Origin of the sequence: Methylobacterium sp. 17Sr1-1 (genome assembly GCF_003173775.1) — a bacterium.
Taxonomy (GTDB): domain Bacteria; phylum Pseudomonadota; class Alphaproteobacteria; order Rhizobiales; family Beijerinckiaceae; genus Methylobacterium.
This window is the reverse complement of the sequence record NZ_CP029552.1, coordinates 1,745,001-1,771,496: the sequence shown is the minus strand read 5'-3', so window position 1 is coordinate 1,771,496 and position 26,496 is coordinate 1,745,001. Positions and strand designations below refer to the sequence as shown.

General features: G+C 71.9%; 24 protein-coding genes, 1 tRNA gene and 1 pseudogene (1 of these 26 cut by a window edge). 18 read left to right on the top strand and 8 right to left on the bottom strand.

Going from position 1 to position 26,496, the window contains the following annotated elements; all coding sequences use genetic code 11:
* Positions 1-49: 49 nt before the first annotated feature.
* Both DK412_RS07915 and DK412_RS07910 read left to right on the top strand, forming a co-directional pair.
* Positions 50-1,063, top strand: a complete 1,014-nt coding sequence (locus tag DK412_RS07915; protein WP_109971506.1) for an NAD(P)-dependent alcohol dehydrogenase — start codon at positions 50-52, stop codon at positions 1,061-1,063.
* A 62-nt stretch (positions 1,064-1,125) separates the two neighbouring features.
* The gene (locus DK412_RS07910; RefSeq protein ID WP_109971505.1) at positions 1,126-2,346 is read left to right on the top strand and encodes an FAD-dependent oxidoreductase; all 1,221 of its coding nucleotides are present in this window, start codon (positions 1,126-1,128) and stop codon (positions 2,344-2,346) included.
* Positions 2,347-2,455: 109 nt separating this feature from the next.
* Here the strand turns inward: DK412_RS07910 and DK412_RS07905 are convergent, their stop codons facing one another.
* Together DK412_RS07905 and DK412_RS07900 are read right to left on the bottom strand one after the other, a co-directional pair.
* Entirely contained in the window at positions 2,456-4,141 is a 1,686-nt protein-coding gene (locus tag DK412_RS07905; RefSeq protein ID WP_109971504.1) for a HAMP domain-containing methyl-accepting chemotaxis protein, read from the bottom strand.
* 219 nt (positions 4,142-4,360) lie between these two features.
* Positions 4,361-4,654, bottom strand: coding sequence for a transcriptional regulator (locus tag DK412_RS07900; RefSeq protein ID WP_245447470.1), 294 nt, complete (start codon positions 4,652-4,654; stop codon positions 4,361-4,363).
* 264 nt (positions 4,655-4,918) lie between these two features.
* Here DK412_RS07900 and DK412_RS07895 point away from each other — a divergent pair, with 264 nt between their 5' ends.
* From DK412_RS07895 to DK412_RS07870, 6 genes are all read left to right on the top strand, one after another.
* On the top strand, positions 4,919-5,407 hold the full coding sequence (locus DK412_RS07895; RefSeq protein WP_109975126.1) for an META domain-containing protein: 489 nt from the start codon (positions 4,919-4,921) through the stop codon (positions 5,405-5,407).
* Positions 5,408-5,627: 220 nt separating this feature from the next.
* Entirely contained in the window at positions 5,628-6,758 is a 1,131-nt protein-coding gene (locus DK412_RS07890; protein ID WP_245447469.1) for an ABC transporter substrate-binding protein, read from the top strand.
* Positions 6,759-7,073: 315 nt separating this feature from the next.
* Entirely contained in the window at positions 7,074-7,955 is an 882-nt protein-coding gene (locus DK412_RS07885) for a branched-chain amino acid ABC transporter permease (RefSeq protein WP_109971502.1), read from the top strand.
* A gap of 7 nt (positions 7,956-7,962) precedes the next feature.
* On the top strand, positions 7,963-8,802 hold the full coding sequence (locus tag DK412_RS07880; RefSeq protein WP_109971501.1) for a branched-chain amino acid ABC transporter permease: 840 nt from the start codon (positions 7,963-7,965) through the stop codon (positions 8,800-8,802).
* 6 nt (positions 8,803-8,808) lie between these two features.
* A complete protein-coding gene (locus DK412_RS07875; RefSeq protein WP_109971500.1) occupies positions 8,809-9,603 on the top strand; it encodes an ABC transporter ATP-binding protein in 795 nt (264 codons plus the stop codon).
* On the top strand, positions 9,600-10,319 hold the full coding sequence (locus DK412_RS07870; RefSeq protein WP_109971499.1) for an ABC transporter ATP-binding protein: 720 nt from the start codon (positions 9,600-9,602) through the stop codon (positions 10,317-10,319). Before DK412_RS07875 ends, DK412_RS07870 begins: the two co-directional genes overlap by 4 nt.
* Positions 10,320-10,331: 12 nt before the next feature.
* Here DK412_RS07870 and DK412_RS07865 read toward each other — a convergent pair whose 3' ends face one another.
* On the bottom strand, positions 10,332-12,407 hold the full coding sequence (locus tag DK412_RS07865) for a transglycosylase domain-containing protein (protein ID WP_245447467.1): 2,076 nt from the start codon (positions 12,405-12,407) through the stop codon (positions 10,332-10,334).
* Positions 12,408-12,856: 449 nt separating this feature from the next.
* On the opposite strand from DK412_RS07865, the gene DK412_RS07860 reads away from it, so the two are divergent.
* Positions 12,857-14,062: a hypothetical protein gene (locus tag DK412_RS07860; protein ID WP_162596149.1), complete on the top strand. Its 1,206-nt coding sequence runs from the start codon at positions 12,857-12,859 to the stop codon at positions 14,060-14,062.
* Between the two features lie 375 nt (positions 14,063-14,437).
* Positions 14,438-16,072: an AarF/UbiB family protein gene (locus DK412_RS07855; RefSeq protein ID WP_093567643.1), complete on the top strand. Its 1,635-nt coding sequence runs from the start codon at positions 14,438-14,440 to the stop codon at positions 16,070-16,072.
* A gap of 83 nt (positions 16,073-16,155) precedes the next feature.
* Here DK412_RS07855 and DK412_RS07850 read toward each other — a convergent pair whose 3' ends face one another.
* Positions 16,156-16,353 (bottom strand): hypothetical protein, encoded by a 198-nt coding sequence (locus DK412_RS07850; protein WP_109971496.1) that lies wholly within the window; start codon positions 16,351-16,353, stop codon positions 16,156-16,158.
* A gap of 576 nt (positions 16,354-16,929) precedes the next feature.
* Here DK412_RS07850 and DK412_RS07845 point away from each other — a divergent pair.
* From DK412_RS07845 to DK412_RS30585, 5 genes and pseudogenes are all read left to right on the top strand, one after another.
* Positions 16,930-17,457: a cupin domain-containing protein gene (locus DK412_RS07845; protein WP_109971495.1), complete on the top strand. Its 528-nt coding sequence runs from the start codon at positions 16,930-16,932 to the stop codon at positions 17,455-17,457.
* Between the two features lie 337 nt (positions 17,458-17,794).
* Positions 17,795-18,139: a hypothetical protein gene (locus DK412_RS07840; protein WP_093567646.1), complete on the top strand. Its 345-nt coding sequence runs from the start codon at positions 17,795-17,797 to the stop codon at positions 18,137-18,139.
* Positions 18,140-18,226: 87 nt separating this feature from the next.
* Positions 18,227-18,316: transfer RNA gene (locus DK412_RS07835), tRNA-Ser, on the top strand.
* A gap of 168 nt (positions 18,317-18,484) precedes the next feature.
* The gene (locus DK412_RS31540) at positions 18,485-18,622 is read left to right on the top strand and encodes a hypothetical protein (RefSeq protein WP_348629397.1); all 138 of its coding nucleotides are present in this window, start codon (positions 18,485-18,487) and stop codon (positions 18,620-18,622) included.
* Positions 18,606-18,969: pseudogene (locus DK412_RS30585) on the top strand (IS701 family transposase); the annotation flags it as partial. The gene DK412_RS31540 and the pseudogene DK412_RS30585, both read left to right, overlap by 17 nt.
* A gap of 245 nt (positions 18,970-19,214) precedes the next feature.
* Here DK412_RS30585 and DK412_RS07830 read toward each other — a convergent pair.
* Positions 19,215-19,739, bottom strand: a complete 525-nt coding sequence (locus DK412_RS07830; RefSeq protein ID WP_109971494.1) for a DUF5872 domain-containing protein — start codon at positions 19,737-19,739, stop codon at positions 19,215-19,217.
* A gap of 238 nt (positions 19,740-19,977) precedes the next feature.
* Here DK412_RS07830 and argC point away from each other — a divergent pair, with 238 nt between their 5' ends.
* The gene (argC, locus tag DK412_RS07825; RefSeq protein ID WP_109971493.1) at positions 19,978-20,919 is read left to right on the top strand and encodes an N-acetyl-gamma-glutamyl-phosphate reductase; all 942 of its coding nucleotides are present in this window, start codon (positions 19,978-19,980) and stop codon (positions 20,917-20,919) included.
* Positions 20,920-21,188: 269 nt separating this feature from the next.
* Here the strand turns inward: argC and DK412_RS07820 are convergent, their stop codons facing one another.
* The 3 genes from DK412_RS07820 to DK412_RS07810 all read right to left on the bottom strand — a co-directional run bounded on the left by DK412_RS07820 (position 21,189) and on the right by DK412_RS07810 (position 23,980).
* Positions 21,189-21,893 (bottom strand): glutathione S-transferase N-terminal domain-containing protein, encoded by a 705-nt coding sequence (locus DK412_RS07820; RefSeq protein ID WP_109971492.1) that lies wholly within the window; start codon positions 21,891-21,893, stop codon positions 21,189-21,191.
* 76 nt (positions 21,894-21,969) lie between these two features.
* Entirely contained in the window at positions 21,970-22,866 is an 897-nt protein-coding gene (locus tag DK412_RS07815) for an NAD(P)-dependent oxidoreductase (protein WP_109971491.1), read from the bottom strand.
* Between the two features lie 28 nt (positions 22,867-22,894).
* On the bottom strand, positions 22,895-23,980 hold the full coding sequence (locus DK412_RS07810) for an isocitrate/isopropylmalate dehydrogenase family protein (RefSeq protein WP_109971490.1): 1,086 nt from the start codon (positions 23,978-23,980) through the stop codon (positions 22,895-22,897).
* 114 nt (positions 23,981-24,094) lie between these two features.
* On the opposite strand from DK412_RS07810, the gene DK412_RS07805 reads away from it, so the two are divergent.
* Both DK412_RS07805 and DK412_RS07800 read left to right on the top strand, forming a co-directional pair.
* Positions 24,095-25,243 (top strand): epoxide hydrolase family protein, encoded by a 1,149-nt coding sequence (locus DK412_RS07805; RefSeq protein ID WP_109971489.1) that lies wholly within the window; start codon positions 24,095-24,097, stop codon positions 25,241-25,243.
* 109 nt (positions 25,244-25,352) lie between these two features.
* Positions 25,353-26,496: the beginning of a glucosidase gene (locus DK412_RS07800; RefSeq protein WP_109971488.1), read on the top strand. 1,502 nt of this gene lie beyond the right edge of the window; 1,144 of the gene's 2,646 nt are visible here — the first part of the coding sequence; its start codon is at positions 25,353-25,355; its stop codon lies beyond the right edge, outside the window.

Sequence of the window (26,496 nt, the reverse complement as noted above, 5' to 3'; positions counted from 1 at the left end):
CACCGAACCCCGCCGCCCGCAAGGCGGCGCAACCGGCCAGGAGGACAGAATGCAGGCCTTCGTCGTCCGCACACCCGGCGGCCTCGACCGGCTCGAGATCGCCGAGCGGCCCGATCCCGGGCAACCGGGCCGCGGCGAGATCCGGGTGGCGATCCGCGCGACCTCGCTCAACTTCCACGACCTGCTGGTGGCGAGCGGGCGCTCGCCCGCCGAGGACGGTCGCGTGCTGATGTCGGACGGGGCCGGCACCGTCGAGGCGGTGGGCGCGGGCGTCACCGAGTTCGCCCCCGGCGACGCGGTCGTCTCCTGCTTCTTCCCGCACTGGGCCGACGGGCTGCCGCAAGCGCCGGTCGGCACCTTCGCGCAGGTGCCCGGCGACGGGATCGACGGCTTCGCCGTGACGCACGCGGTCCGGCCGGCCGGCGCCTTCACCCGCGCGCCGCGCGGCTGGAGCCATGCCGAGTCCGCCACCATCACCACCGCCGGGCTCACCGCCTGGCGCGCCCTCGTCGGCGACGGCGGGCTGAAGGCCGGCGACACGGTGCTGGTGCTCGGCACCGGCGGCGTCTCGATCGCGGCCCTGCAGATCGCCAAGGCGATGGGCGCCGCGGTGATCGTCACCTCCTCCTCGGACGAGAAGTTGGAGCGGGTGCGGGTGCTCGGCGCCGACCACACCCTCAACTACCGCACGAATCCCGACTGGGGCCGGCGCGTGCGCGACTGGACCGGCGGTGTCGGCGTCGACCACGTCGTCGAGGTCGGTGGGCCCGGCACCCTGGCGCAGTCGATCGAGGCGGTCCGCGTCGGCGGCCACATCGCGCTGATCGGCGTGCTCACCGGGCGGGCCGGCGAGGTCCCGACCTCGGCCCTGATGGCGAAGCAGACCCGGCTCCAGGGCCTGATCGTCGGCAGCCGGCGCCAGCAGCAGGACTACGTCGCGGGCCTCGACCGGACCGGGATCCGCCCGGTGATCGACCGGACCTACGCGTTCGAGGCGCTGCCCGAGGCGTTCCGCCACCAGGAGGGCGGGAGCCATTTCGGCAAGCTCTGCGTCGCCTGGTAGCGCCCAAGCTCGCCGCAGCGCCAAGCTCGACGCCGCTGCGTCTTCCGGGGTATGTCCTGCCGATGAACGGAATCGTGGTGGTCGGTGCCGGCCAGGCCGGCTTTCAGCTCGGGGCGTCCTTACGAGAGGGCGGCTATGCCGGGCCGGTGACCCTCGTCGGCGAGGAGCCCGGCCTGCCCTACGGCCGGCCGCCCCTGTCGAAGGCCTACATGCTCGGCAAGACCGACGCGGCGGGTCTCGCCTTGCGGCCGGAGGCCTACTTCGCAGAGCACCGGCTGACGGTGCGGGCGGGAGAACGGGCGGTCGCGATCGATCGGACGGCGCAGCGCCTCCAGCTCGCGTCCGGGGAGGCGCTGCCTTACGACCACCTCGTCCTGGCGACCGGCTCGCGCAACCGGCCGCTACCGGTGCCGGGCGCCGATCTGCCGGGGGTGCACCAGCTGCGGACCCTCGCCGAGGCCGAGGCCCTGAAGGCGGCGCTCGCCGGGTCACGCGCGGTCGCGGTGGTGGGAGCCGGCTTCATCGGGCTCGAATTCGCGGCGGTCTGCGCGCAGCAGGGCCTGCCCGTCACGGTGATCGAGGGGCTGGAGCGCCCGCTCGCCCGCTCGGTCTCGCCCGGCATGGCGGCGCTGATCGAGGCCTCGCATGTCAGGGCCGGCACGCGCTTCCTGTTCGGCAGCGGCGTCTCGGGGCTGGTCGGGGACACCTGCGTCCGGGCGGTGGCTTTGTCGGACGGCCGCGAGGTCGCGGCCGACCTCGTCCTCGTCGGCATCGGGATCCTGCCGAACGACGACCTCGCGAAGGCGGCGGGTCTGCGGATCGAGAACGGGATCGCCGTCGACGCGATGCTGGCGACCGAGGATCCGGCGATCTCGGCGATCGGCGATTGCGCCAGCTTCCCCTCGCCCCATGCCGCCGGCGCGCGGGTGCGGATCGAATCGGTGCAGAACGCCGTCGACGGCGCCCGCTGCGTCGCCGCCCGCCTCACCGGGCGCTCTGCCGCCTTCGCGGCGGTGCCGTGGTTCTGGAGCGACCAGGGCCCGCTCAAGCTCCAGATCGCCGGCCTGTGCCAGCCGCACGACCACGCGGTGCGCCGGGGCGACCCGGATTCGGGCGCCGTCTCGGTGTTCTGCTACCGCGGGGAACGCCTCGCCGGGGTCGAATCGCTCAACCGCCCGGCCGATCACATGATCGCCCGGCGCCTGCTCCAGGCCGGCCGCAGCCCGACGCCCGAGCAGGCGGCGGATCCCGGCTTCGACCTCAAGGCCCTGGCGCTCGGCTGACGCGACGAAGCCCCCGAGGGATCGTCCCACGGGGGATCCTTTCCTACGAAGGCTGCTTTCCATAAGGGGATTTTTGCCGCCCATCCCGGGCCGGGACGGGCGGCTCGGGTCACGCCGCCCGGATCGTGTCGACGAAGCGGCGCACCTCGGCGGCCAGACGGTCGGACTGGCGCGACAGGCCGGAGGCCGTGTCGAGGACCTGGCTCGCGGCGCGGCCGGTCCCTTCCGCGGCCTGCGCGACGCCGCCGATATTGCCCGTCACCTCGCCGGTGCCGGTGGCGGCCTGGGACACGTTGCGGACGATCTCCTGGGTCGCCGCGTCCTGCTCCTCCACCGCCGCGGCGATCGAGGCGGACACGCCGCTGATCTCGCGGATGCTGCCGGCGATGCCGTCGATGGCCGCCACCACCGTGCCGGTCGAATCGCGCACCGCCCCGACCTGGCCGGCGATCTCGGCGGTCGCCCGCGCGGTCTGGTCGGCCAGCGCCTTCACCTCGGCGGCCACCACCGCGAAGCCCCGGCCCGCCGCACCAGCGCGCGCCGCCTCGATCGTGGCGTTGAGGGCGAGCAGGTTGGTCTGCGCCGCGATCGTCGAGATCATCTCGGTGACGTCGCCGATGCGCGCGGCGGCCTGGCTCAGGCCCTGCACCGCCTCGCCGGTGCGGCCGGCCTGCGCGACCGCGGCCTCGGCGAGGCGGGCGGCGCCGTCGACCTGGCGGCCGATCTCCTGGACCGAGGAGCCGAGTTCTTCCGCCGCCGCCGCCACGGTGTGGACGTTCGCCGCCGCCTGCTCGGCCGCCGCGGCCACGGCGGTCGATTGCGCCGCGGATTCGGTCGCGGTGGAGCTCATCGTGCGGGCCGCGTCCTGGAGCTGGGCGGAGGCGGAGGCGATCGCTCCGGAGATGCCGCCCACCTCGCGCTCGAATTCCTCGGCGAGGCCGATCAGCATGCCGCGGCGCTCCTGCGACGAGGCGGAGACGGCCTGCTGTCCGCGCTCGGCATCCTCCACCACCTTGCGGGCCACCATGGCCTTGATGCCCTCGACCGCCCGGGCCACCGCGCCGACCTCGTCGCCGCGCCGCGTCTCGACGAGGCGGGCCTCGACCTCCCCCTCGGCCATCCGGTTCATCGCCGCGATGAGGCGGTTCAGCGGCCGGGTGATGCCGAAGGCCGACATGACCATCGCGAGGACGAAGCCCGCCGCCACGGCACAAAGGCCGAGCGCGTGGGTCATGCCCTGCGCCGCGCGGGTCTCGGCGGCGAGGCCCGCGGCCTCGGCCTCGATGGCGGCGGCGATGTCGTCCGAGAGGGCGCCGAAGCGCTCGGTCGCCGTCTTCGTCAGCGGATCGACGACCTGCCGGACCTGGGCGGCGGCGCGCGACGCCTCGCCCGCCTCGATCATCCGGCGCACCGCCAGGCTCTCGGCGGCGAAGCGCTCGACCGCGCCGGCCTGGGCGGCGATCCGGCTCGCGAAGGCGGGCAGCTGCGCCGGCAGTTCGGCCATGACCTGCCGCAGCCGCGCCTGCGACGCGTCGACCTGCGCGAGGTAGGGCTGCCGGGCCGCCGCGTCCGGCGCCGCCACGGCCCGGTCGAGGGCGTAGCCGATCTCGAACACGGACCGGGCCACGTGCCGGGCACCGGCGAAGCCGCGATTCTCGCGGGCGACGAAGCGGTCGTAGCGGGCACCGATCTCGGTCAGACGAGACGACGCGTACCACAGCGCAAAGCCGGCCATGACGCAGAGCAGCGAGGTCACCACCGCGATCTTCGCGGCGATCTTCAGTCGTGAGAACATTTTACCCTCAGACGGGACATCATATCCCGTCCGGCAGACTGGACGTCTAACAGTTAAAAATTACGGCATGGGACAATATTCAGCCCGCGACCACTCAACCCGATCGATCTGACCGATGGATTTCGCAACGTAAGATGGCAGCGTTCGAGCGCTGCTCGCGCGAAGGGGCATCGCCTCCCGGGCGCCGCCACGCCAGCGGCAGCGCCGTCGTCCGGCCGATCAGCGATCATTCTCGGTGGTGAGCTCGCTCGGGTGGATGCCCTTGTCCGGCGCGTCGTCCGGGCGCAGCCGGGCATCCGGATAGGCGCCGTCGGTCAGTTCCACGCCCGCGGCGACGAGGGCGCCCCGGAGCGCGGCCCGCTGCCCGGCGGAGGCTGGGTAGCGGCCCGCCTCGAACAGGCGGATGCTGTCCGCGTCGACGTTGGCGCGCAGGGCCAGCTCGTCCTCCGACCAGCCCAGGAGGTCCCGCGCCCGGCGCAGCTGCGCCGCCGTGATGTCGTCTGCGCCGTTCACTGAAACCCGTCCCCTGCTCTCTCGTGCCTCGTCCCGTCGCGCGGCAATCGCGGCGACGTCCTGGCTAACGGCGGGGCACGGCATTCGTTGCCACACCGACAAGCTTTCGCGAGTCCTGCCATATTATGGCCAAGCTTGCCGCATAAATGCAACAGTCGTCGGCAAGATGCCGCGACGGGGCATCCGCGACCGTGGCCAGGGTTGCGGGCGCGGGGTGCCCTCTCTACGGTCCGCCACAACACGACAAGACGAATGGGGAATGCGATGAAGGCGATGCAGGTTGCGCTGGCCGCCGGTGCCGTCGCGCTGTTGGCGTCGGCCACGCAGGCTTCGGCGCAGAACATGCTCGGCTACGGCCAGAAGAACCGCGACAAGCCGGCCCAGCAGCAATACATCCCGCCGCTGAAGGCCAACGAGAAGGTCTTTCCGCTCGATTCGACCTGGACGGCGGTGAGCCTCAACGGCAAGCCCTTCGCGGGCACCGAGCGGCCGAGCTTCATCATCGACAAGCAGTACCGCGCCCGCGGCTTCGGCGGCTGCAACACCTTCGCGGCGACCGCCTTCCCGCTCAAGGAGCAGCACCTGGCGGTCGGCCCGCTGGCGCTGACCAAGCGCAACTGCGACAAGACGGTCGGCGCCTCCGAGATGCAGTTCTTCACCGCTCTGCGCACCTCGGGCCAGTGGGACCTGGTCGGCTCGCAGCTGGTGATCAAGAGCCAGGCCGGCGAGCTGCGCTTCGACCGCGCGCTCTGACACCGTCATCCTTTCGCAGCATGTCAGAACGGCTCCGCCCACCGGCGGGGCCGTTCTCGCGTGATGTCCCGTCGGAATCGATTTACCGCCGCGCTCCAGTGCTTTAAGGGCCTGTCTCGTCCAGCGCGACGGTCCGGCTTTCGAGCCCCCGCCGGCCGCACGGACCAATCGTCTTGGCCCAACGAGAACGGCGTTGCGAGGAGGAACCGGGATGCGGTCGATGTCGAGGAGAGTGCTGCTCGCGGCGGCGCTGCTGGGAAGCAGCCTGGCCGGCGTCCAGGCGCAGGACAAGACCCCGGTCAAGCTCGGCGCGATCGAGATCCTGACCGGGCCGAACAGCCGCTACGGGATCGCGATCCAGCGCGGCTTCGACCTGGCGCTCGCCGACATCAACAAGGCCAGCGGCGTGCTCGGCGGCCGGCCCCTGGCCATCGCCTACGAGGACTCGGCCGGCGCCAAGGAGCAGGCGCTCAACGCCGCCCGCAAGCTGATCGGCCGCGACAAGGTCCCGCTGATCCTCGGCCCCACCCTGTCGAACGAGATGTTCGCCGCCGGCCCCGTCGCCAACGAGCGCAAGGTGCCGATCGTCGGCACCTCGACCACCGCCAACGGCATCACGGCGATCGGTCCCTACGTCTTCCGCACCTCGCTCCCCGAGGCCGACGTCATCCCGGTCACGCTCAAGACCGCCAAGGACAAGTTCGGCATCAAGCGCGTCGCCGTGATGTACGGCAACGACGACGCCTTCACCAAGTCGGCCTACGACGTGATGAAGGCCGGGCTGGAGAAGCTCGGCATCGAGACCCTGACGACCGAGACCTTCGGCTCGAAGGATTCCGACTTCTCGGCCCAGCTCACCAAGATCAAGGCGCTGAACCCCGACGCGATCGTGCTGTCGGCGCTGGTCGAGGCGGCCTCGGGCATCGAGCTCCAGGCGCGCCAGCTCGGCATCCCCGACAAGGTGTTCTTCATCGGCGGCAACGGCCTGAACTCGCCCAAGCTCGGCGACATCGCCGGCAAGGCGGCGGACGGCACGCTGGTCGGCAGCCCGTGGTTCATCGGCAAGCCGGACGCAGCCAACCAGGCCTTCGTCAACGCCTTCAAGGACAAGTACGGCGGCGACCTGCCCGACCAGTTCGCGGCCCAGGCCTACGACACCCTGTTCATCGTCGCCAAGGCGATCGACGCCGCCGGCGCGCCGGACTCCGAGAAGATCAAGGACGCGCTGATCAAGGTGAAGTACACCGGCGTGATGGGCCCGTTCTCCTTCTCCGACAGCCGCGACCCGGCGGATACGTCCGGCGTGGTGGTGCTGGTGATGAAGGGCGGCAAGTTCCAGCTGCTGCAGTGAGCAACTTCTATCAGTGAAGCACCTCCCCTCCCCAGGCGATCCCGGGCTTGCCCGAGATCGCTCAAGCTTGTGGGGAGGGGCCGGGGGTGGGGGTGGTGCCGGATAAAGCTCAGCGGTGCCTCCTGCACCACCCCCACCCCTAACCCCTCCCCACAGGGGGGAGGGGAAGGCGCCCTATTCTGGAAAGCTATCGTCAACCCCCCACCGATTGACCCGCCGCGCGATATCGGCCACGTCGCGCCATCGTCATCCTGTTCGGCCCCGGGGCCGGGCCGCAGCGGGCGCCGGGCGCCCTACCGAAACCCCACGCCTCCCATGCTTGAGCAGCAGCTCGTCAACGGCGTCGTGCTCGGCGCGACCTACGCCCTCTTCGCCATCGGCTTCACGCTGATGTTCGGCGTGATGGGCGTCATCAACCTCACCTACGGGGTGTACTTCGCGCTCGGCGCCTTCGCGGCGCTCTGGAGCACCCAGGCGGCCGGGCTGCCGATCTGGGCCGCGCTCCCGGTCGGCGCGCTGATCGCCGGGCTGATCGCGGTCCTCCTCGACACCCTCCTCCTCACCCGCCTGCGCAAGGCGAAGGCACCCGAGCTCGCCTCGCTGATGGTGACGCTGGGGGCCACGCTCTTCCTCTATGCCGGCATGGCCGCAGCGCTCGGCACCGAGATCCGGCGCTTTCCCGCGGAGGTCTTCTCCGGCGGCGCCTACAGCCTCGGCGACGTGCGGGTGGGCACGACCCAGATCCTGATCCTCGCCGCCGCCATCGTGCTGATGCTGGCGCTGCTCGCGCTGGTGCGCGGCTCGCGGATCGGCCTCGCCATCCGGGCGGTGGCCGAGAACCCGGACGCGGCGTCCTTGATGGGCATCAACGGTGCCCTGATGCTGCGGGTGGTGTCGTTCCTGTCCGGCGCCATCGGGGGCGCGGCGGGCGTGCTCGTCGGGCTCAACTTCAACGCCATCCAGCCCTTCATGGGCGAGCACATGATGCTGCGGGGCTTCGCCGTCATCATCGTCGGCGGGCTCGGCGACCTGCGCGGCGCGCTGCTCGCCGGCCTGCTGCTCGGCCTCGCCGAGGTGCTCACCGCCGCCTACCTCTCGTCGACCCTCAAGGACATGATCGCCTTCGCGCTCCTCGTCGCCACCCTGTGGTTCCGTCCGCTCGGCCTGTTCGGCCGCGCCGCCGCCAAGCGGGCTTGAGAAGACCATGTGGGAAGCCCTCGACGACTTCTACTGGACCTACCAGAGCCTGATCCACGGGATCGGGGTGAACGGCATCCTCGCCCTCTCGGTCTACGTGGTGCTGGCGGTGGGCCAGCTCTCGCTGGGCCAGGCCGCCTTCATGGGCGTCGGCGCCTATACCGGCGCCCTGCTCTCGGTGAAGTTCGGCGCGCCCTTCGCGGTGTCGATGGTCGCCGCCGCCCTGGTGCCGGCCCTGCTGGCGCTGGTCGTCGGCGGGCCGACCTTGCGGCTCACCGGCGTCTACCTCGCCATCGCGACGATCGGGCTCGGCGAGATCACCCGCATCGTCTTCCTCAACTGGGACTATGCCGGCGGCGCGCTGGGCCTCTCGAACATCCCGGAGCGCGGCGGCGTGCCGGCGATTTACGGGACGCTGGCGGTGCTGCTGATCGGCCTGACGCTGGTGGCGCGCTCCCGCGTCGGCCGCGCCATGGAGGCGATGCGCGAGGACGAGGCCGCGGCCGGCGTGATGGGGGTGAACCTGCCGCGCTACCGGCTGGTGGCTCTCGTCGTCTCCTCGGCCATGGCCGGGGTGGCGGGCTGCCTGTCGGCCCACGTCTCCTCGTTCATCGGCCCGAACGAGTACGGCTTCGAGGCGGCGGTGACGATCCTGAGCTACGCGCTGCTCGGCGGCATCGGCTCGCCGCTGGCGCCGGTGCTGGGCTCCACGATCCTCACCCTGCTGCCCGAGGTCCTGCGCCCGCTCGCCGATTTCCGCCTGATGGTGAACGGCCTGATCATCGTGCTCGCCGTCCTCTTCATGCCCCGGGGCATCCTGCCCTGGCGCATCGCCCGGACGGGCTGAACGATCATGGCGCTTCTCACCGTCCAGGGTCTCACCCGCCGCTTCCAGGGCCTCGTCGCGGTCGATTCCGTCGACTTCACGGTCCAGCCCGGCACCGTCCACGGGCTGATCGGCCCGAACGGCGCCGGCAAGACCACCCTGTTCAACCTCGTCTCCGGGGTGCTGGCGCCGAGCGCCGGCAGCGTCCGCCTCGGCGACCAGCCCCTCGACGGGCTCCCGCCCTACCGGCGCACGGCGCTCGGCCTCGCCCGCACGTTCCAGAACATCCGCATCTTCTCCGAGATGACGGTGCTGGAGAACGTGATGACCGGCCTGCACACACGGCTGTCCGCGACCTGGGGCATCCTGCTGCGCGGCCCGGGCTTCCGGGCCGAGGAGCGCCAGGCCAAGGCCAAGGCGCGCGACCTCCTCGCCTTCGTGGGCCTGTCCGAGGCCGCCGATACCCGCGCCGGCGACCTGCCCTACGGCGACCAGCGCCGGCTCGAGATCGCCCGCGCGCTCGCCTGCGAGCCGCGCCTCGTGCTCCTCGACGAGCCCGCCGCCGGCATGAACCCGGCCGAGACCCACGCCCTCCTCGGCCTCCTGCGCCGCCTGCGCGACGAGCGCGGCCTGACCCTGCTGCTCGTCGAGCACGACATGCCCCTGGTGATGAGCCTGTGCGACCGGCTGACGGTCCTGAATTTCGGCCGCCGGATCGCCGACGGCACGCCGGCGGAGGTGCGCGCCCACCCGGCGGTGATCGAGGCCTATCTCGGCACCGGCAGCCACGAGGTCAGCGTGAGCCGGGGGGCGGTCTCGTGAGCGAGCTTCTGGCTGTCGAGGGCCTGCGCCTCGGCTACGGCCGGGCCGACGTGGTCCACGGCATCGGCCTGACGGTCCGGCGCGGCAGCATCGTGTCGCTGATCGGCTCCAACGGCGCCGGCAAGACCACGATCCTGCGCAGCCTCTCGGGGCTGATGAAGCCCCGGGCGGGCAAGGTGCTGTTCGGCGACGAGGCGCCCGTCGACATCGCCGGCGAGGCGGCCCACCGCATCGCGCGCCGCGGCATCGTGCAGGTGCCCGAGGGCCGCCAGGTCTTCGCCAACATGACGGTGGCCGAGAACCTGCGGCTCGGCGCCTACCACGTGCCGGGGCCGGAGGCAGCGCGGCGCCAAGCGGCGGTCGAGGCGCGGTTCCCGCGGCTCGCCGAACGCTTGCGCCAGCAGGCGGGCTATCTCTCGGGCGGCGAGCAGCAGATGCTGGCGATGGGCCGCGCGCTCATGGCCGAGCCGGTGCTCCTCCTCCTCGACGAGCCCTCGATGGGCCTCGCCCCCCTCATCGTCGACGAGATCTTTTCCATCATCGCCTCCTTGCGGGCCGAGGGGCGCACCATCCTGCTCGTCGAGCAGAATGCCAGCGCGGCACTCGCCATCGCCGACTACGCCTACGTGCTGGAGACCGGGCGCATCCGCCTCCAGGGCCAGGCGGCGGAGATCGCCCGCAACCCGGAGGTGACGGCGGCGTATCTGGGGGTGTGAGGGCGACCGCCCTCACTGCCACACACCCGCCTTGCGCGCCTTCGCGCCCGCCTCCGCCGCCTGAAGGTCCGGCGGAGCCCCCGGAGCGGCACGACCGCCACCGTTGAACAACACCACCTCGGACAGGTCCTGCTCGCCGGCACGGCAACGGTAGAGATCGGCGCCGCCGGCCGGCTGGCACGTCACCTCGCGCCGGCGCAGGTACTGGCGGAACTCGCGGGCGAATGCGCCGCCCTGCCCCTCGACGCCGGCGAGGCGCACGTTCTGCCCGTCGAGGCGCAGGCGGCCGGTATCGATCACCCGCGGCACACCGCGCAGGATCGGGCTTGAGGCCGGGCGCTCGCCGGGATTCTGCCAGGCCGGGCGGGCCGACGGGCGGGCGGTGCTGCCGGTCTCGCGGGCGCCCTCGCGCGCCTCGGCGACCGGAGGGGCCGGGCGGGCTTTCGCCAGTTGGGCCGCGACATCCTGGAAGAACGCCTCCGGCCCGTCCCCGGCGCCGTTCTCCGCCGCCGTGCCGGAGACAGAGGTGCCGACCAGGAGGTCGCCGACCGAACCGACGAACACTCCGTCCCGGCTCGCCGGATCGTCGGATTCCTCCGGCGGGCGGGTCAGGCCGGCGAGCAGCGTGAGCAGCGCCGTGCGCCGCTCCGCCGCCGGCATCGCCCCGGCGACGAGGCGGTCGTAGACCGGGCGGCCGTCGCGCCCGAGATGGCGCAGGCTGGCGCTCGCGGCGCGGCGGGCCTCCGGCGTGTCGGGGAGCGGGGCGCCGCCGGCGACCACCGCCTGCACCCCGCCGTCGGGTCCCAGCACCAGGAGGCCGGCCCGGGCGCCGGCGCGGCCGGCAGCGTCGAGGCGGCGCTCGGCCGCGGCCTCGGCCATGGCCTGGAGACCGCGGTCGAGGGTGGTGCGCACGACCGCCTCGCGCGGCGCCGCGGGGCCGAGGCGGTCCGCGGCCTCGGCCAGGACGAGGTCGGGGAATCCGCTGCGGGTCACCGGCGTGGCGCCGGCCGGGCTGAGCCCGTCGAGCGACCGCCCGGCCTCCGCGGCCTCGGCCGCGGAGAGCGTGCCCCGCATCACCATGCCGTCGAGCACGGCGCGGCCGAGCGCCCGGACGGCGGTCACGTCCCGGTCGGGCTGCAGGCCGGGGGCGAGGCTCAGGCCGGCGAGGTAGGCCGCCTCGGCCGTGCCGAGGGAGGCCGCCTCCTTGCCGAACAGGCCTCTGGCCGCCGCGTCGATCCCGACGAGGCCGGGGCCGAACGGCGCGAGGTCGAGGGCGCGGGCGAGGATCCGCGCGCCGCTCTCCCGCGCGGAGAGCCACAGCACCAGCATCGCCTCGCGCACCCGGTCGGCGAGGCTGCGGGGCGCACCCGGCGCGATCCCGATGATGTCGCGGCGGACCAGCCGCTGTGTCAGGCGCGGGCCTCCGGAGCGGGGCCCGTCGCTGATCGTGTCGCGGAAGGCGCGCCCGATCACCGCCGCGACGCCCGACGCATCGAGGCGGTAGCCGTCCTCGAACCACGGATCCTGGGCGGCCAGGAACGCCTGGCGCATGGCCGGCGACACGGATTCCAGCCGCAGCGCCCTCCCCCGCTCGACCCCGCGGCGGGCGATCGGGGTGCCGTCCTCCGCCTGGACCGTGAGGGTGCGGGGCGACGGCTGTCGTCCGCCCAGGGGCGGCAACGTCGCGGCACACCAGGCGAGGAACAGGGCCGCGACGCCGAGGGCTCCCAAACCGGCGAGCAGCAGGGCGCGCCCCCAGGGCAGCGCTCCGGCCCGCCGCGCGGCGCCGGCCGCGCGGGACGCGAGGGGATGGGCGCCGACGCGCTGCGCCGCCGCCTGCCAGATGGGCGCGGCCCGACGCAGGGGCGCGGCGGCGGCCGCGAGCACCGGCTGGAAATGCCCGGCGGCGGCGCTCCCGGCCCGCGCAGCGCCGGTGCGGACCTGCGCCAGCCCGGTGAAAAAACTGTCCGCGGAGAGTCCGTTCCGGACGGCGGAGACGCGGGAGGGAGCGGGAGCCTCCGGAGGCTCCGGCGGCGGCTGCGGCGGGCTGGACAGGTCGAGCCAATCCCGCCCGGGCTGCGTCGTCATCGGCTCCGCCACCATCCTGCGCGCTCATCCTCCGTCTCGACGCCGCCGGCCCCGAGACGCTGAGACGGGACGCGAAACGGCTACGGTCCCCAGCAACGTTGGCGCCGCAGAAACAGTTCCGCGCCCAGCTACCCGCGCGGGCGCACGGCGCTGAGGAACGGCGCAGTCCGCCGATGCCGACCTGTGGTGGCGGCAAGTCTTCGTCCACAAGCTCGGCCGTTGCGTAACACGATACGCCAGACGACATGCGAATAGTCCGGAACGATATTTTGAAGTCGGCGTTTTGAAGCATCTTCGGAGCGCCGCCGCACCAATCCCGGCGCGCAGGGAGGCAACCGATCATGAACAGACTGACAGTTGGACTGGCGGCACTGCTGCTCAGCACTTCGGCTTACGCGCAAACGGCCGGGAGCTCGGGCGCGGGCGGCGCGCCGGGTCGCGGCGGCGAGATGAGCCAGTCGGGCCCGAAGGCCGGCCAGGGTGGCCAGATGGGCGCCGGCCAGCAGGCCCGCGGCGAGATGGGCAAGGCGGAGGCCGGCAAGGCCGATTCCGGCAGGTCCGAGATGGGTCAGGCCCGCGCCGAGCAGGGCCGTCAGGGTGCCGGCCGCGACGGCATGAACAAGGCGGACGCCAACAAGGCCGACGCCAACAAGGCCGACATGGCCGACCGCAAGGACGGCACCCGCGACCGCGCCGAGACCGGCCGCGCGGGCGAGCGCGGGGCCGAGCGGGATTCCCGCCGGGCGATGGACGAGCGCCGCGACGGCGACCGCCGGGCGGAGCGCCGCGACGACCGGGCCGACCGGTCCGAGCGCCGCGAGGGCCGCGCCGGTTTCCGCAGCGAGGCGCGTGAGGACCGGATCACCACCGTCGGCGGCCGCCGCTACGTCACCATCGCGGGCCAGCGGGTGATCTATGGCTCGCCCGAGTATCGCCGCCTCGCCGTGGTCGAGCGGCGCGAGAACCGCGGCGTGCGGGCCGGCCGGGTCGAGTTCGTGACCATCCAGGGCCGCCGGGTGCGGGTCGGCTCGCCCGAGTACCGCCGCCTCGTCATCCGCGAGAAGAGCGGTCCGCGCCGGTACGTCGTGGTGCGCGGCCAGCGGGTGATCTACGGCTCGCCCGAGTACCGTCGCCTGATCGTCTCCGAGCGCACCGGCGGCGACCGCTACGTGGTGATCTCGGGCCGGCGCGTCCTCGTCGGTTCCCCCGAGTATCGCCGTCTGTCGGTCAGCGAGCGCACCAGCGTCACCGGCAGCGTCCGCAGCCGTGAGGACGTGCGCGGCGAGCGCCGCGAGGATCGCCTGAGCCGCAGCGAGGAGCGCCGCGACGGCCGGATGGACCGCGAGCGCAACCGCGACCTGTCGCGGGGCGAGATGGGCGAGCGCAACGGAGCCCGGCCCGAGCAGGCGGCAGGCAACCAGCCCGGCCGCAACGGGCCTGAGCGCGGCATGAACGAGCGGCAGGCGAACGACCGCCAGGTGGGCGGCCGTGGCACCGGCCCGGAGACCACCGGCAGCACCCAGCGCGGCGGCGCCGGCGGCCAGCCGGGCGGCAAGTCGATGGACGGCAAGTCGATGCAGGAGGGCGGAGCCCGGTCCATGCAGGACGGCGGCACCAAGGCTGGCCAGCCCGGCGGCGCGGGCGGCCGGATGTAATCCGCAGCCATCATCGTCCGATCGTGAACGAGGCCGGTCCCGGGGGCACCCGGGGCCGGCCTTCGCGCGTGCGGCGAAGGCGCCGGGTTGCGGCAATGGAGCGCCCGGGCCCCGATGTGATTGTGCTCACCCGGGTCATGCGCTACCGCCGGAGACCTGCGCCGGCCGCCCCAGTGCCGCCCGGTTGACGCCGCATGGAGGCGGTCGACGCGCGCCGCGGCGGGAGCCGGCCGTGTTCGGGAGGATCAGGATGCCGAGGCGCGCGCCCATCTCCATCATCGGCCCGGACGACGCCGTCGCCCGCGTCGCCCCCTCCGTCCGGCTCGCCCCGGCCGGCGCCCCCACCCATGCCAGCCGAGCAGATTCGACGCGCAGATGCTGAAAACCGCCATCGTCGCGGCGCGGGACCGCCAGCGCCTCCAGGAAATCGCCGGCATCCTGATCGGCTTCGGGGTCAACAAGGTCGTCGACCGGCTCGGCCTGCGGGCGATCCCGCGGCTCGCCTGGCGCAGTGCGCCCGCCGTCGACCTCACCCGCCTGTCGCAGCCCGAGCGCCTGCGCCGGGCGATCGAGGCCTTGGGCCCGACCTTCATCAAGCTCGGCCAGGTGCTGGCGAGCCGCGCCGACCTGCTCGCGCCGCAATGGACCGAAGAGCTCGGCAAGCTGCACGACAAGGTCGCGCCGCTGCCCTGGGAGGTGATCCGGCCCCAGCTCGAGGCCGATCTCGGTGCCCCGCCCGCTGAGATCTTTTCGGAGTTCGACACCAACCCGATCGCCTCGGCCTCGATCGCCCAGGTCTACCGGGCGCGGCTCGAGACCGGCGAGGAGGTGATCGTCAAGGTCCGGCGCCCGGGCCTGCAGAAAATCATCGAGGCGGACCTGCGGCTCCTGTCGCACGCCTCGCGCATCGTCGAGACCGAGTGGCCCGAGATGGCCCGCTATCGGCCGACCGAGCAGATGCGCCACATCGCCAACGGCCTGCGCGAGGAGCTCGACCTCGCCAACGAGGGCCGCAACTGCGAGATGCTGGCGGCCCTGTTTCCCGACCGCGACGACGTCGTGTTCCCGAAGGTCTACTGGGAATACACCTCCGAGCGGGTGCTGGTGCAGGAATTCATCCACGGCATCCCGCCGACGGACACCAGGCGCCTGGAGGAGGCCGGGCTCGACCGCAAGGTGCTGGCCCAGCGCGGGGTCGACGCCTTCCTGCAGATGGCGATGATCGAGGGCCTGTTCCACGCCGACCCGCATCCGGGCAACCTCCTGGCGATGCCCGGCAACCGGATCGCCTTCATCGATTTCGGCATCGTCGGGCGGCTGTCGCAGCGCCGGCGCTCGCAGCTCCTGATGCTGATCGGCGCGATGCTGCAGGAGGATGCCGACGGGCTGATGGCGGTGCTGCTCGATTGGACCGGCGCCAGCAACCCGGACCTGACCCGACTGGAAGCCGCCTCGCAGGCCTTCGTCACCCGCCACAACGGCGCGACGCTCAATCTCGGCCTGGTCCTCACCGACTTCATGACCATGGCGCGCGAGAACGACCTCGCGATGCCGACCGACCTCGCGATCCTGTTCAAGGGCCTGGTCACCGCCGACGGCGTGATGCGCCAGCTCGACCCCGCCTTCGACCTGTTCGCGGCGGCAGGCCCGACCGTGAGCCGCCACATGCGGTCGCAGTTCTCGATCAAGGACGTGAAGGGCAAGTTCCAGGGTCTGGCGACCGGTCTCTATGGCGCGGCCTCCGAGCTGCCGACGCTGATCCACCTGATGCTGGTGCGGCTCAAGCAGGGCCGGGTCACGGTGGAGATCGAGCTCAAGGGCATGGACAAGCTGACCCGCGGCATCGAGCGCGCCGCCGCCCGGGTCGCGGTCGGCCTCGTGGTGGCGGCCTTCGCCACCCAGCTCGCCCCGCGGCTGATGGAGCACGGCACCCCGGCCTTCGCCACGATCGGCATCCTGGTGCTGACGATCGGGATCGGCTGGATCCTGCTGCTCGCCCGCAACCGCTGAAGGCGGCGGGGCGGCCGAGCGACGTTCGCATCGGGGCCGCCCCCGAGGGGACGGCCCCTACCCTTCCGGATGGTCCTCCGGGCTCAGGCGTCGAGGCGCCGGCCGCGCCGGCGGGCGTGCAGGTCCTGCGCCGCCCGGGTGGCGTGGCGCGGGCTGCGGAACACCCGTCCCTCCAGGGTGTGGAAGTCCGGATGGGCGGAGAAGAAGCGGAAACCGTCGGTCTCGGGAACGACGATGCCGGCGGAGGTCTCGCCGACCTCGACGATGCGGGCGGGCTGCATGGGCGTACGTCTCCGGTCGCGGCCGCCGCTTAAGGGCGCGCCGCGGAATGCCTGTCGCGAAAGAAGCTTTGCGAGAGTCGGGCCGGCCTCGGGCGGCCCGGGCGGACGGCGCGCGCCTAGCCGCGGCGTCCGCCGCGGCGACACGGGTCGCGGCGCGCCGGAACGGGGCGGCCAGCGAAGGGCATGCGGCGGAGCGGCATCGCGGGGATCTCCGGTTTGGCCCGCCGGCGCCGTGCTCGCGCGCCGGGGTGCTTTAGCGTTTGGTCTCGCGGCGCAATCGCCTCAAATCACCGCGGCGAGGGCTCGTGAACGGCCCCGAAAGCCTGGACAAGATCGGCCTCGCAGACAGCGATGTCAACGAGAATGTTCTTTTTATGGAACAAGTCGAAAGACAAGGAGCTTTTACTCGCCAGCTTATTCGCAGAAAAATGTTTACGTCCCGGCTTGCTCCGGCACCATCGCCTCGCGCGCAACCGAGGTCCGTTCTGTAAAACGAACGTCTTGCGCGACGGACGCTCTGGCGCCCCGTCGCCGCGTGGCGCAGGATGCGCGCCCTGGACCCTCCGGAGACCACCGATGTCGGACGAGCCTCACGACCACGCCCATTCCCACGCGCACGATCATGCCCATAACCACGCGCACGACGCGCCGCGCTGGAAGCACGACGGCGTCCGGGTGATCACCGGTGACAAGCTCGACCCGAATACGGCGCAGACCCCCGGGATGTTCCGCCAGGCGGCGATCAACCACGCCCGGGTCGGGGCGCAGAAGATCTGGGCCGGCACCGTGGCGATCGAGCCCGACGCCAAGACCGGCGTGCATCATCACGGGGCCCTCGAGAGCGTGATCTACGTGGTGCGCGGCCGCGCCCGGATGCGCTGGGGCGAGCAACTCGAATTCGTCGCCGAGGCGGGCCCGGGCGACTTCATCTACGTGCCGCCCTACGTGCCCCACCAGGAGATCAACGCCTCGCCGGACGAGGCGCTGGAATGCGTGCTGGTGCGCTCCGACAACGAGGCGGTGGTGGTCAACATCACCGATATCGAGCCCGTGGAGCGGCCGGAGGCAGTCTACTGGGTCGACCCGATCCACAAGCACCCGTGATCCCAGGGCCTTTTGCCCCTCGGCTCCCAGGACCCCCGCCTCCGCGGGGCCGGGTTAACGCGGGAGAGTAATCGCGGTTCCATGCCGGCGGATTCCAGCAGCCCATAGTGTCCCGCGGGGGGATGTCGCAGGTTTCCCCCCCGGTCCTGCACCCGCTGCATTGCTGGGCAGGCGGATCGGCGGGCTGGCGGCGGGATCCGGCCCGCCGCAGGACAGTGGCTCCGGCGCATCAGGTCTCGTGACGACTTGGACGCCGGGGATTTTCCCGCTTCGCTTAACCTCCTGTTAAGCACGCCGGGCGACCCTCGGGGCAATTCCTGATCATCCCGAGGATCCCATGCCCGCGCAGCAGGCCCGCCTGCCCTTTTCCGACGACTGCCCGGTCTCGCTCGACGTGCTCGGCACGCTGTATCGCGCCGATGCCGAGGCGGTGGAGACGCTCCTCTCCGACATCCCGTCCGCGACCCGGGCCCGCCTCGCGACGTACCTGTACGGCAAGAGCCACCTCCACGCCCTCGGCCTGCGCGTCGCCTCGGCCTGCACCGAGACCGATCTGGTGCGGGTGGCCGGGACGGCGGGAGCGGTGCTGTTCGCCCAGTCCCGCGCCGCGCCGCGCGCGCCCGAAACCCGCTACCCCGGCCAGCGCCGCATCAGCCTCGCCGGCAGCCGCTCCGTAGCCTGAGCGAAATCTCGGTTTCTCGCCGATCCCCGCTTGTGGTCCGGCGAGAACCCATGCTAATGCCCCGCCTGCGCTGGCGACGGCGCCCGCGGAGAGGTGGCAGAGCGGTTGAATGCACCGCACTCGAAATGCGGCATGGGCGCAAGTCCATCGGGGGTTCGAATCCCTCCCTCTCCGCCAAGAATTCTGAAAACCCTTTGTTTTCAGTTTCTTCCAGGGAAATCAGAGACATCGCGGCCGCCCGGTGGTACACACGGGTGGTAAACACATGGTTCTGGCGATGTCGCGTCCCTAGCCCATCCGAAGACCGGCGTTTTCTGGTTCCGCAGGCGGGTCCCCAAGGACCTCCTGTCGATCGTCGGCAGGCGGGAAGAGAAGGCCAGCCTCGGCACGAAGGATGTCGGGAAGGCCAAGCGCCGCTTCGCCGAGCACGCCGCGAACTCATCCCGGATCAGGACCTACGTACCTCGAGGCCGTGCTCGATGAACGTCCCTGGCGGCGCGTGACGTGGCGCTGGGGCATCAAGGGCAAGCTGTCGGCCCGCTTCTCGGCCCTGCGGGTGCGGGTCGCCGATGGGCCGGTCTTCGGCAACAACCGCCATCTGCCGGGCGCAGAGGTCTGGCTCGTGGGCGAGCGGCGCTCCTCGGGCGAGCGCAAGTACGACCTGTCCAACCTGCCCGAACGGATCACGCTGGGTCTGCGAGCAGGCGCACCAGCAGCTCGAGGAGGAACTCGGCCTCGACCACTTCGAGGGCCGCTCCTGGACCGGACTGCACCGCCACGCGCTGATGACCTGTCTGGCCGTCGCTTACTTGCAGCATCGGCGCCTCGCCGGGACGACCCTGGCGGGGCGGGGGGAAAATGACGGGGCGGCTTCCAGGGCCGCCGCCTTCGCCGAGCCTGCCGCTCGTGCGCCACGCGATCATCGCGCGACTGTTCGAGGATCTTCTCTCGCCCGTTTGGTGCCCCCGCTGCCAGCACCGCTTCCGCTTGCCCCCACACCTCAAAGTGCCCAGGTGTGCCAGAAGACGTCGATCGACTCCCTGTCGGGGCGCGCCCCGGCGCCGGAGGGTCTCGGTCAGGCGTTCAGCGCCCGTTCCAGCTCGCCCTTCGACATCGTCGAGCGGCCCGGGATGTTCTTCGCTCGCGCCTTCCGCATCAGCTCGGCCTTGGTCGGCCCGCTCTCCCGGCTGCCGGTCTTGTGCGAGGCCTTGCGCGCCGCGGCCGCCTTCTCCGCCACGTCCTTCGGCTGCTTCGAGTGCTGCTTACCCTTGGCGCTGTCGGCGCGCTTCTTGGCGGTCGAGCGCTTGTACTCGTCGTCGGAGAGTTTCTCGCGTGCCTTCTTCGGCAGGTAGCGCTCGCCGGTCTCGCCGCTCTTCTCGCCGGACTTGGTGCCCCACTCCTCCTCGGTCCACTGCTTGAGGTGGTTGTCGGACGACTTCTTGCCCTCGTAGCCGCCGCCCTCCTCCTTGTATTCCTGCACTGCCATCTGCGCCTTGCGGGCCGACCACTGGCCGGGCTTGCCGCCCTTCGAGGAACGGGTGACGTCCTTCTTGACCTTCTCCCAAAGCTTCGGGTCGGTCTTCTTGGCGGTGCCGGCCATGATGGGCTCCTCGCGTCGTCTGCTGTCGATCTGGCAGCACAACCGGGGCGCGCGGCCCGGGTTCCTCTGGGGCGCGGTCCTCTTGTGGACGGCCCATGCGACACGAGACCGTCGCACTCGCCGTGGCACGCTCACGGCCCGCGGACCGTCATTGGCGATTGACTCGACGGTCCCCCGCCCCCCATCACCACGCGCGTCGCCCGGCATCGACCGGTCCGCGCCACGGAGCTCATCGCCCATGACCCGCAAGCACAGCCCGAGCGTCTTCATCGACGGCGAGGCCGGCACGACCGGTCTCGGCATCCGCGAGCGCCTCGACGCCTTCACCGACATCACCGTCCGGTCGATCCCGCACGAGAGCCGCAAGGACCCGGAGGCGAAGCGCAAGCTCCTGTCCGAGGTCGACCTCGTCATCCTCTGCCTGCCCGACGAGGCCTCGCGCGAGACGGCCGCGCTCGCCGATTCGCTGCCCGGCGGCGGCCCGCGGCTGCTCGACGCCAGCACCGCCTACCGGGTCGATCCGGCCTGGACCTACGGCTTCGCCGAGCTGGCGCCGGAGCAGGAGGCCGCCATCCGGGCCTCGCGCCGCGTCTCGAACCCGGGCTGCTACCCGACCGGCGGCATCGCGCTCCTGCGCCCGCTGATCGATGCCGGCCTGATCCCGGCCGATTTCCCCATCAGCATCAACGCGGTGTCGGGCTATAGCGGCGGCGGCCGCAAGATGATCGAATCTTACGAGGCCGGCGAGGCCCCGGCCTTCCAGCTCTACGGCCTGGGTTTCAGCCACAAGCACCTGCCCGAGACCCAGAAGTACAGCGGCCTCACCCGCCGCCCGATCTTCGTGCCGTCGGTGGGCAATTTCCGGCAGGGGATGCTGGTGTCGATCCCGCTCCATCTCGACCTGCTGCCCGGCAAGCCCAGCCCGGGCGATCTCGAGGCCGCCCTCGTCGCCCGCTACGAAGGCGCCAAGCTCGTCACGGTCGTGACCGGGGCCGAGGAAGGCGCGCATCGCGAGCGCATCGAGCCCGAGGCGCTGAACGGCACCGATAAACTCGAGCTTCGGGTGTTCGGCTCCGACAGCCACCGCCACGCGGTGCTGGTCGCCCGCCTCGACAATCTCGGCAAGGGCGCCTCCGGCGCCGCGGTGCAGAACCTGCGCCTGATGCTGGATCTGGATTGAGGATCCTGTCGCCGGAGGGCCTGAACCCGCCAGCGCTCCTGGTAACCTGCCTGACCCTCCCAACAGTCCTGACACGCTCGGCGTCGTCCCGGGGCTCGCCTTCGGCGAGAACCCGGGATCCATAACCGCCGACGCCGAAGACCGAAGCGCATCGCGTTCCGCCGTGTCCTGCACCGTCGGCGGTTATGGATCCCGGATTCCGCTTACGCGGCCCCGGGATGACGCGGAGGGTGGAAGGACTGTCGTGCGCGCCGAACCGGCGCCAAGCCTTATCCCCGCGACGGAATCTCCAGCCCCCGCTGCACCGCCGGCCGGGCGAGCCCCCGCTCCAGCCAGGCCGGGACGTGCGTGAGCGCGTCGTACTCCACGAGCTCCCGCGCCTCGTAGAAGCCGATCAGGTTGCGCACCCAGCCGAGCATCGCGATATCGGCGATGGTGTAATCCGCGCCCATGATCCAGTCGCGGCCGGCGAGCCGCGTCTCCAGCACCCCGAGCAGCCGCTTCGACTCGTCGCGGTAGCGGTTGAGCGGCCGCTTGTCCTCGATCTCGCGGCCGGCGAACTTGTGGAAGTAGCCGAGCTGGCCGAACATCGGTCCGAGCGCCGCCATCTGGAAGAAGAGCCACTGCGCGGTCTCGTAGCGCCCGGCCGGATCGGCGGGGATCAGCCGCCCGGTCTTCTCGGCGAGGTAGAGCAGGATCGCGCCCGATTCGAACAAGGCCAGCGGCTCAGCCCCAGGTCCGTCCGGATCGAGGATCGCCGGGATCTTGCCGTTGGGGTTGAGCGACAGGAATTCGGGCGTCCAGGTCTCGTTCTTGCCGATGGCGACCGTGTGCGCCTCGTAGGGGAGACCGAGCTCCTCCAGGGCGATCGACACCTTGACGCCGTTCGGGGTCGGGAAGGAGTAGAGCTGGATCCGGTCCGGATGCCGGGCCGGCCAGCGGGCTGTGATCGGGAAGGCGGAGAGGTCGGGCATCGCGAGAAGCTCCCTTGAAAAGCTCCCTTGGGGGCCGCGACGATACCCGCCCTCCCCTGCCGGACAAGGCCGGTCGTTAGTTCTTCGCCAGGTGCTTGGCCACCAGCGGCAGGTGGTCGGTCCCGTGCCCCGCCTCGACCAAGCCGTCGAGATCGGCCAGCACCCCGTCGGCGACGGCGTGCGCGGCCCCCAGGGTCTCGGCCATCGCCACGTAGTAGCTCAGGTCCTTGCGGGCATTGGCGATCGAGAACCGCATCGGCGAGGAATCCCCGGCGAGCAGGTAGGGCGACAGCCGGTCGAGGGCCGCGCCGTGGCCGCCGCCCTTGCGCAGCACGTCGACCAGCACCTCGGGGGCGATGCCGGCCCGGCCGGCGCTGGCGGCCGCCTCGGCGATCAGCGTGACGGTGCCGAGCGACACGTAATTGTGCAGGAGCTTCAGGGTGTGGCCGGCCCCGGCCTCATGCCCGGCATGGAAGATGTTTTCTGCAAACGCCGAGAGCAGCGGCTGCATCGCCGAAAACAAGTCGGGCTCGGCCCCGACCAGGAGGTTGAGCCGGCCTTCCGCCGCCTCCTTCGGCGTGCGGGTCATCGGCGCGTCGAGGAAGCGTCCGCCGGCCTCGCGCACCGCAGCGGCGAGCCGCGCCGTCGAGGCCGGAACCGCGGTCGAGCAATCGATCACCACGGTGCCCGGCTTCAGGGCGGAGAGGAGTCCGCCGTCGCGCGGGCCGTCCCGGCCCAGGAGCACGTCCTCGACCTGTGGCGTGCCGGTGACGCACAGGATCACCACCTCGCTCGCCCGCGCCAGCGACGCCCGATCGGCGTGGCGCGTCGCGCCCAAGGCGTCGAGGTCGTCCGTCGGCTGGTTGCCCGGATGGTCGAGGTAGCCCAGCGGCCAGCCCTTGCGCGCCACGTTGAGGGCGATGCCGTGCCCCATCAGCCCGACGCCGACGATGCCCACATTCTGCTTGGTCATGATGTTCGTCTCCTAAACGATGGAAAGATCAGGCGAGCGCGCGGCGTACCGCGTCGGTCACCTCGGTGCAGGTCGCGCTGCCGCCGAGATCCCGCGGCACAGCGCGGCCCTCGGCGAGCACGGTTCCGACCGCCGCCTCGATCCGGTCCGCGGCCGCCGCGAGGCCCGCATCGCTCGTCCGATGGCTGAGCCAGCGCAGCATCATCACCCCCGACAGGATGGTGGCGACCGGGCTCGCGACGTTCTGCCCGGCGATGTCCGGCGCCGAGCCGTGGGCGCCCTGGAACAGGGCGTGGGTGTCGCCGATCTCGCCCGAGGGCGAGATGCCCATGCCGCCGACGGTGGCGGCCCCGAGATCCGAGATGATGTCGCCGAACATGTTCTCGGCCACGATCACGTCGTAGAAGTCCGGCCGCTTGAGCATGTGCACGGTGATCGCGTCGGCATAGGCGTAGTCGATGGCGATGCCCGGATAGTCGCCGTGCACCTCGTCGCAGATCCGGCGGAAGAAGGCGTAGGCCCGCAGGATGTTGGCCTTGTCGCAGACCGTGACCCGGCGCTGCCCGTCTCGTGGCGCACCGCTGCGCTTTTCCGCGAGGTCGAAGGCGAAGCGCGCCACCCGCTCGGTGCCCTTTCGCGTCACCACGAGGCTGTCCGTGGCGATCTCGTCGCGCAGGAGCACCCCGGCGCCGCGGCTGGCATAGAGGCCTTCCGTGTTCTCGCGCACGATGACGTAGTCGATCCCCCCCTTCTCGAAGGCCCGCAACGGCGAGAGCACGCCGGGCAGGAGCTTGATCGGGCGCACGTTGGCGTAGAGGTCGAGGCGGAAGCGCAGGCGCAGGTGCAGGTCGTTGCCGACCTCCGTTCCGTCCGGATAGACCACGCCCGGCAGGCCGGCGGCCCCGTGCAGGATCGCGTCGGCGTCGCGGCAGCCCGCGAAGGTGTCCTCCGGCAGGACCTCGCCGCTCTTCCGGTAATGCCCGGCGCCGCCCTCCAGCATCTCGAAGGCGAGGGTCCCAGTTCCGCAGGCCTCCGCCAGCACCGCCATCGCCGCCCGCGTCACCTCGGGGCCGATGCCGTCGCCCTCGATCGTGGCGATGCGATACTGCGCCATGTCTCCGCTCCTCCCCTTGAGATCCGCCGGCAGCGCGGAACCTTTGCGGGGGCGCGTAGCATAGCACCGCGGGCCGCGACATCCGGTCCGACGCAAGAAAGGGAGGAACCGCCGATGACCGGAGAGCCGTTCACCTATCACGTGCCGGACGCCGCACTCGCCGACCTGCGCGAGCGCCTCGGCCGCACCCGCCTGCCCGACCAGGCGCCCGAGGCGCCCTGGACCTACGGCACGGACGTCGCTTACCTCGCCGACCTCGTCGCCTATTGGCGCGACCAGTTCGACTGGCGCGCCGAGGAAGCCGCGCTCAACGCCTTCCCGCAGGCCAGGCTGCGGGTGGGCGAGATCGACCTCCATTATCTGCACGTGCCGGGACAGGGACCGAATCCCCGCCCGCTTCTCCTCTGCCACGGCTGGCCCGGCTCGGTGTTCGAGTTCCTCGACCTCATCCCGCGCCTGACCGACCCGGCCCGCTTCGGCGGACGGCCCGAGGACGCCTTCACGGTGGTGGCGCCGTCGCTGCCCGGCTACGGCTTGTCCTTCCGCCCCGGCCAGCCGCGCCTCGGCGTCGAGGAGATCGCGGATCACTTCGCGGAGCTGATGACGCGGCTGGGCTACGACCGCTTCATGACGCAGGGCGGCGACTGGGGCGCCTTCATCACCACGCGGCTCGCGTGGCGCCATCCGCAGCGGGTCGAGGGCCTGCACCTCAACATGCTGCCGGTGCGCCGCGACCTCTCCGGCCGCGACGCGACACCCGAGGAGGCGGCGCATTACGCGCGCGTCGGCACCTGGCTCAAGGAGGAGACCGGCTACCAGTGGATCCAGGGCACCAAGCCCCAGACCCTGGCCTTCGCGCTCACCGACTCGCCCGCCGGCCTCGCCGCCTGGATCGCGGAGAAATTCCGGTCCTGGTCCGACTGCGACGGCACGATCGAGACCGCGATTCCTCGCGACCGGATGCTCGCGAACATCTCGCTCTACTGGTTCACCGGCGCGATCGGCTCGTCGTTCCACCCTTATTATTCCAGGATGCACCGGCCCTGGCCGGTCCCGGACGGCGAGAAGGTGCAGGTGCCGACCGCCTACGCCGCCTTCCCGAAGGAGATGGTGCGCCCGCCCCGCTCGCTGGCGCAAGCCACGATGTTCTCGGATCTGCGCCGCTGGACCGAGATGCCGCGCGGCGGCCATTTCGCGGCGCTGGAGCAGCCGGACCTCCTCGCCGAGGACGTGCGGGCCTTCGCGGCCTCCTTGCGAGGCTGACCGGCCCTGGCGCCGAAGATGCATGGCGGGAGGCTCCTCTCCTCGCACGCGGCCACCCCATGCATCGCCAGCCCTTCCCCGAAGATACGCCTGCGCCCGGGGACCGGGCATGAGCGAGCCCGACGGCTGGGCCGAGCGCCGGCGCATCGCCGAGCAGGCGCGGGGCGAGCGCGCCTGGTCGCTCTGGGGGCCCTATCTCAGCGAGCGCCAATGGGGCACGGTGCGGGAGGATTACAGCCGCGACGGCACTGCCTGGCGCTCCCTCACGCATGAGGAGGCGCGCTTCCGGGCCTATCGCTGGGGCGAGGACGGCATCGCTGGGCTCACCGACGATCACGGGCTGATGTGCCTCTCCCTCGCCCTGTGGAACGGGCAGGACCGCATGCTGAAGGAGCGCCTGTTCGGCCTGACCAACGAGGAGGGCAACCACGGCGAGGACGTGAAGGAGGTCTACCACTACCTCGACGCGGTCCCGAGCCACGCCTACCTCAAGTACCTCTACCGCTACCCGCAAGCTCCCTTCCCGTACGAGGCGCTGCTCGCCGAGAGCCGCCGGCGCGGCCGCGACGCGCCCGAATACGAGATCGAGGAGACGGGAGCCTTCGACGGCGGGCGCTTCTTCGACGTCACGGTCGAGTACGCCAAGGCCGAGACGGACGACATCCACGTCGTCGTCACGGCGGTGAACCGGGGGTCGGAGCCGGCCGCCCTGCACCTCGTGCCCCAGCTGTGGTTTCGCAACACCTGGTCCTGGCGCGAGGGGGCGGAGGCCTGGCGGCCCCGGCTCGCGGCGCGCCCGGACGGCAGCGTCGCCTGCGAGCATCCGCGCCTCGGCTCCTACCGGCTGACCTATGACGGCGCCCCGGAGCTCCTGTTCTGCGAGAACGAAACCAACCCGCGCCGGCCCGGCGCCATCGGCCCGTTCAAGGACGGGCTCGACGCGGCGATCGTCGCGGGCGAGGCCGAGGCCGTGGTGGCGGACGGCGGTACCAAGCTCGGCCTGCACTACCCTCTGACCCTGCCGGCCGGCGGCCGCGCGGTCGTTCGCCTGCGCCTCGCGGCCGGCGGCACGCCCCGCCCGGTCGATGCCGGCGGCGTGGTGGTGGCCCGCCGCATCGCCGAGGCCGATGCCTTCTACGACGCCCTCCAGGACGGGATCGCCGACCCGGACGAGCGCCGGATCTACCGCCAGGCCGCCGCCGGCCTGATCTGGACCAAGCAGCTCTACCGCTACGACGTCGGCCTGTGGCTGC

What these genes read in the sequence shown, in the direction of transcription:
- DK412_RS07915 (WP_109971506.1), top strand. Translation starts at nt 50, where the DNA reads ATGCAGGCCTTCGTCGTCCGCACACCCGGCGGCCTCGACCGGCTCGAG.
- DK412_RS07910 (WP_109971505.1), top strand. Translation starts at nt 1,126, where the DNA reads ATGAACGGAATCGTGGTGGTCGGTGCCGGCCAGGCCGGCTTTCAGCTC.
- DK412_RS07905 (WP_109971504.1), bottom strand. Translation starts at nt 4,141, where the DNA reads ATGTTCTCACGACTGAAGATCGCCGCGAAGATCGCGGTGGTGACCTCG.
- DK412_RS07895 (WP_109975126.1), top strand. Translation starts at nt 4,919, where the DNA reads ATGAAGGCGATGCAGGTTGCGCTGGCCGCCGGTGCCGTCGCGCTGTTG.
- DK412_RS07890 (WP_245447469.1), top strand. Translation starts at nt 5,628, where the DNA reads ATGTCGAGGAGAGTGCTGCTCGCGGCGGCGCTGCTGGGAAGCAGCCTG.
- DK412_RS07885 (WP_109971502.1), top strand. Translation starts at nt 7,074, where the DNA reads ATGCTTGAGCAGCAGCTCGTCAACGGCGTCGTGCTCGGCGCGACCTAC.
- DK412_RS07880 (WP_109971501.1), top strand. Translation starts at nt 7,963, where the DNA reads ATGTGGGAAGCCCTCGACGACTTCTACTGGACCTACCAGAGCCTGATC.
- DK412_RS07875 (WP_109971500.1), top strand. Translation starts at nt 8,809, where the DNA reads ATGGCGCTTCTCACCGTCCAGGGTCTCACCCGCCGCTTCCAGGGCCTC.
- DK412_RS07865 (WP_245447467.1), bottom strand. Translation starts at nt 12,407, where the DNA reads ATGACGACGCAGCCCGGGCGGGATTGGCTCGACCTGTCCAGCCCGCCG.
- DK412_RS07860 (WP_162596149.1), top strand. Translation starts at nt 12,857, where the DNA reads ATGAGCCAGTCGGGCCCGAAGGCCGGCCAGGGTGGCCAGATGGGCGCC.
- DK412_RS07855 (WP_093567643.1), top strand. Translation starts at nt 14,438, where the DNA reads ATGCTGAAAACCGCCATCGTCGCGGCGCGGGACCGCCAGCGCCTCCAG.
- DK412_RS07850 (WP_109971496.1), bottom strand. Translation starts at nt 16,353, where the DNA reads ATGCAGCCCGCCCGCATCGTCGAGGTCGGCGAGACCTCCGCCGGCATC.
- DK412_RS07845 (WP_109971495.1), top strand. Translation starts at nt 16,930, where the DNA reads ATGTCGGACGAGCCTCACGACCACGCCCATTCCCACGCGCACGATCAT.
- DK412_RS07840 (WP_093567646.1), top strand. Translation starts at nt 17,795, where the DNA reads ATGCCCGCGCAGCAGGCCCGCCTGCCCTTTTCCGACGACTGCCCGGTC.
- DK412_RS07830 (WP_109971494.1), bottom strand. Translation starts at nt 19,739, where the DNA reads ATGGCCGGCACCGCCAAGAAGACCGACCCGAAGCTTTGGGAGAAGGTC.
- argC (WP_109971493.1), top strand. Translation starts at nt 19,978, where the DNA reads ATGACCCGCAAGCACAGCCCGAGCGTCTTCATCGACGGCGAGGCCGGC.
- DK412_RS07820 (WP_109971492.1), bottom strand. Translation starts at nt 21,893, where the DNA reads ATGCCCGACCTCTCCGCCTTCCCGATCACAGCCCGCTGGCCGGCCCGG.
- DK412_RS07815 (WP_109971491.1), bottom strand. Translation starts at nt 22,866, where the DNA reads ATGACCAAGCAGAATGTGGGCATCGTCGGCGTCGGGCTGATGGGGCAC.
- DK412_RS07810 (WP_109971490.1), bottom strand. Translation starts at nt 23,980, where the DNA reads ATGGCGCAGTATCGCATCGCCACGATCGAGGGCGACGGCATCGGCCCC.
- DK412_RS07805 (WP_109971489.1), top strand. Translation starts at nt 24,095, where the DNA reads ATGACCGGAGAGCCGTTCACCTATCACGTGCCGGACGCCGCACTCGCC.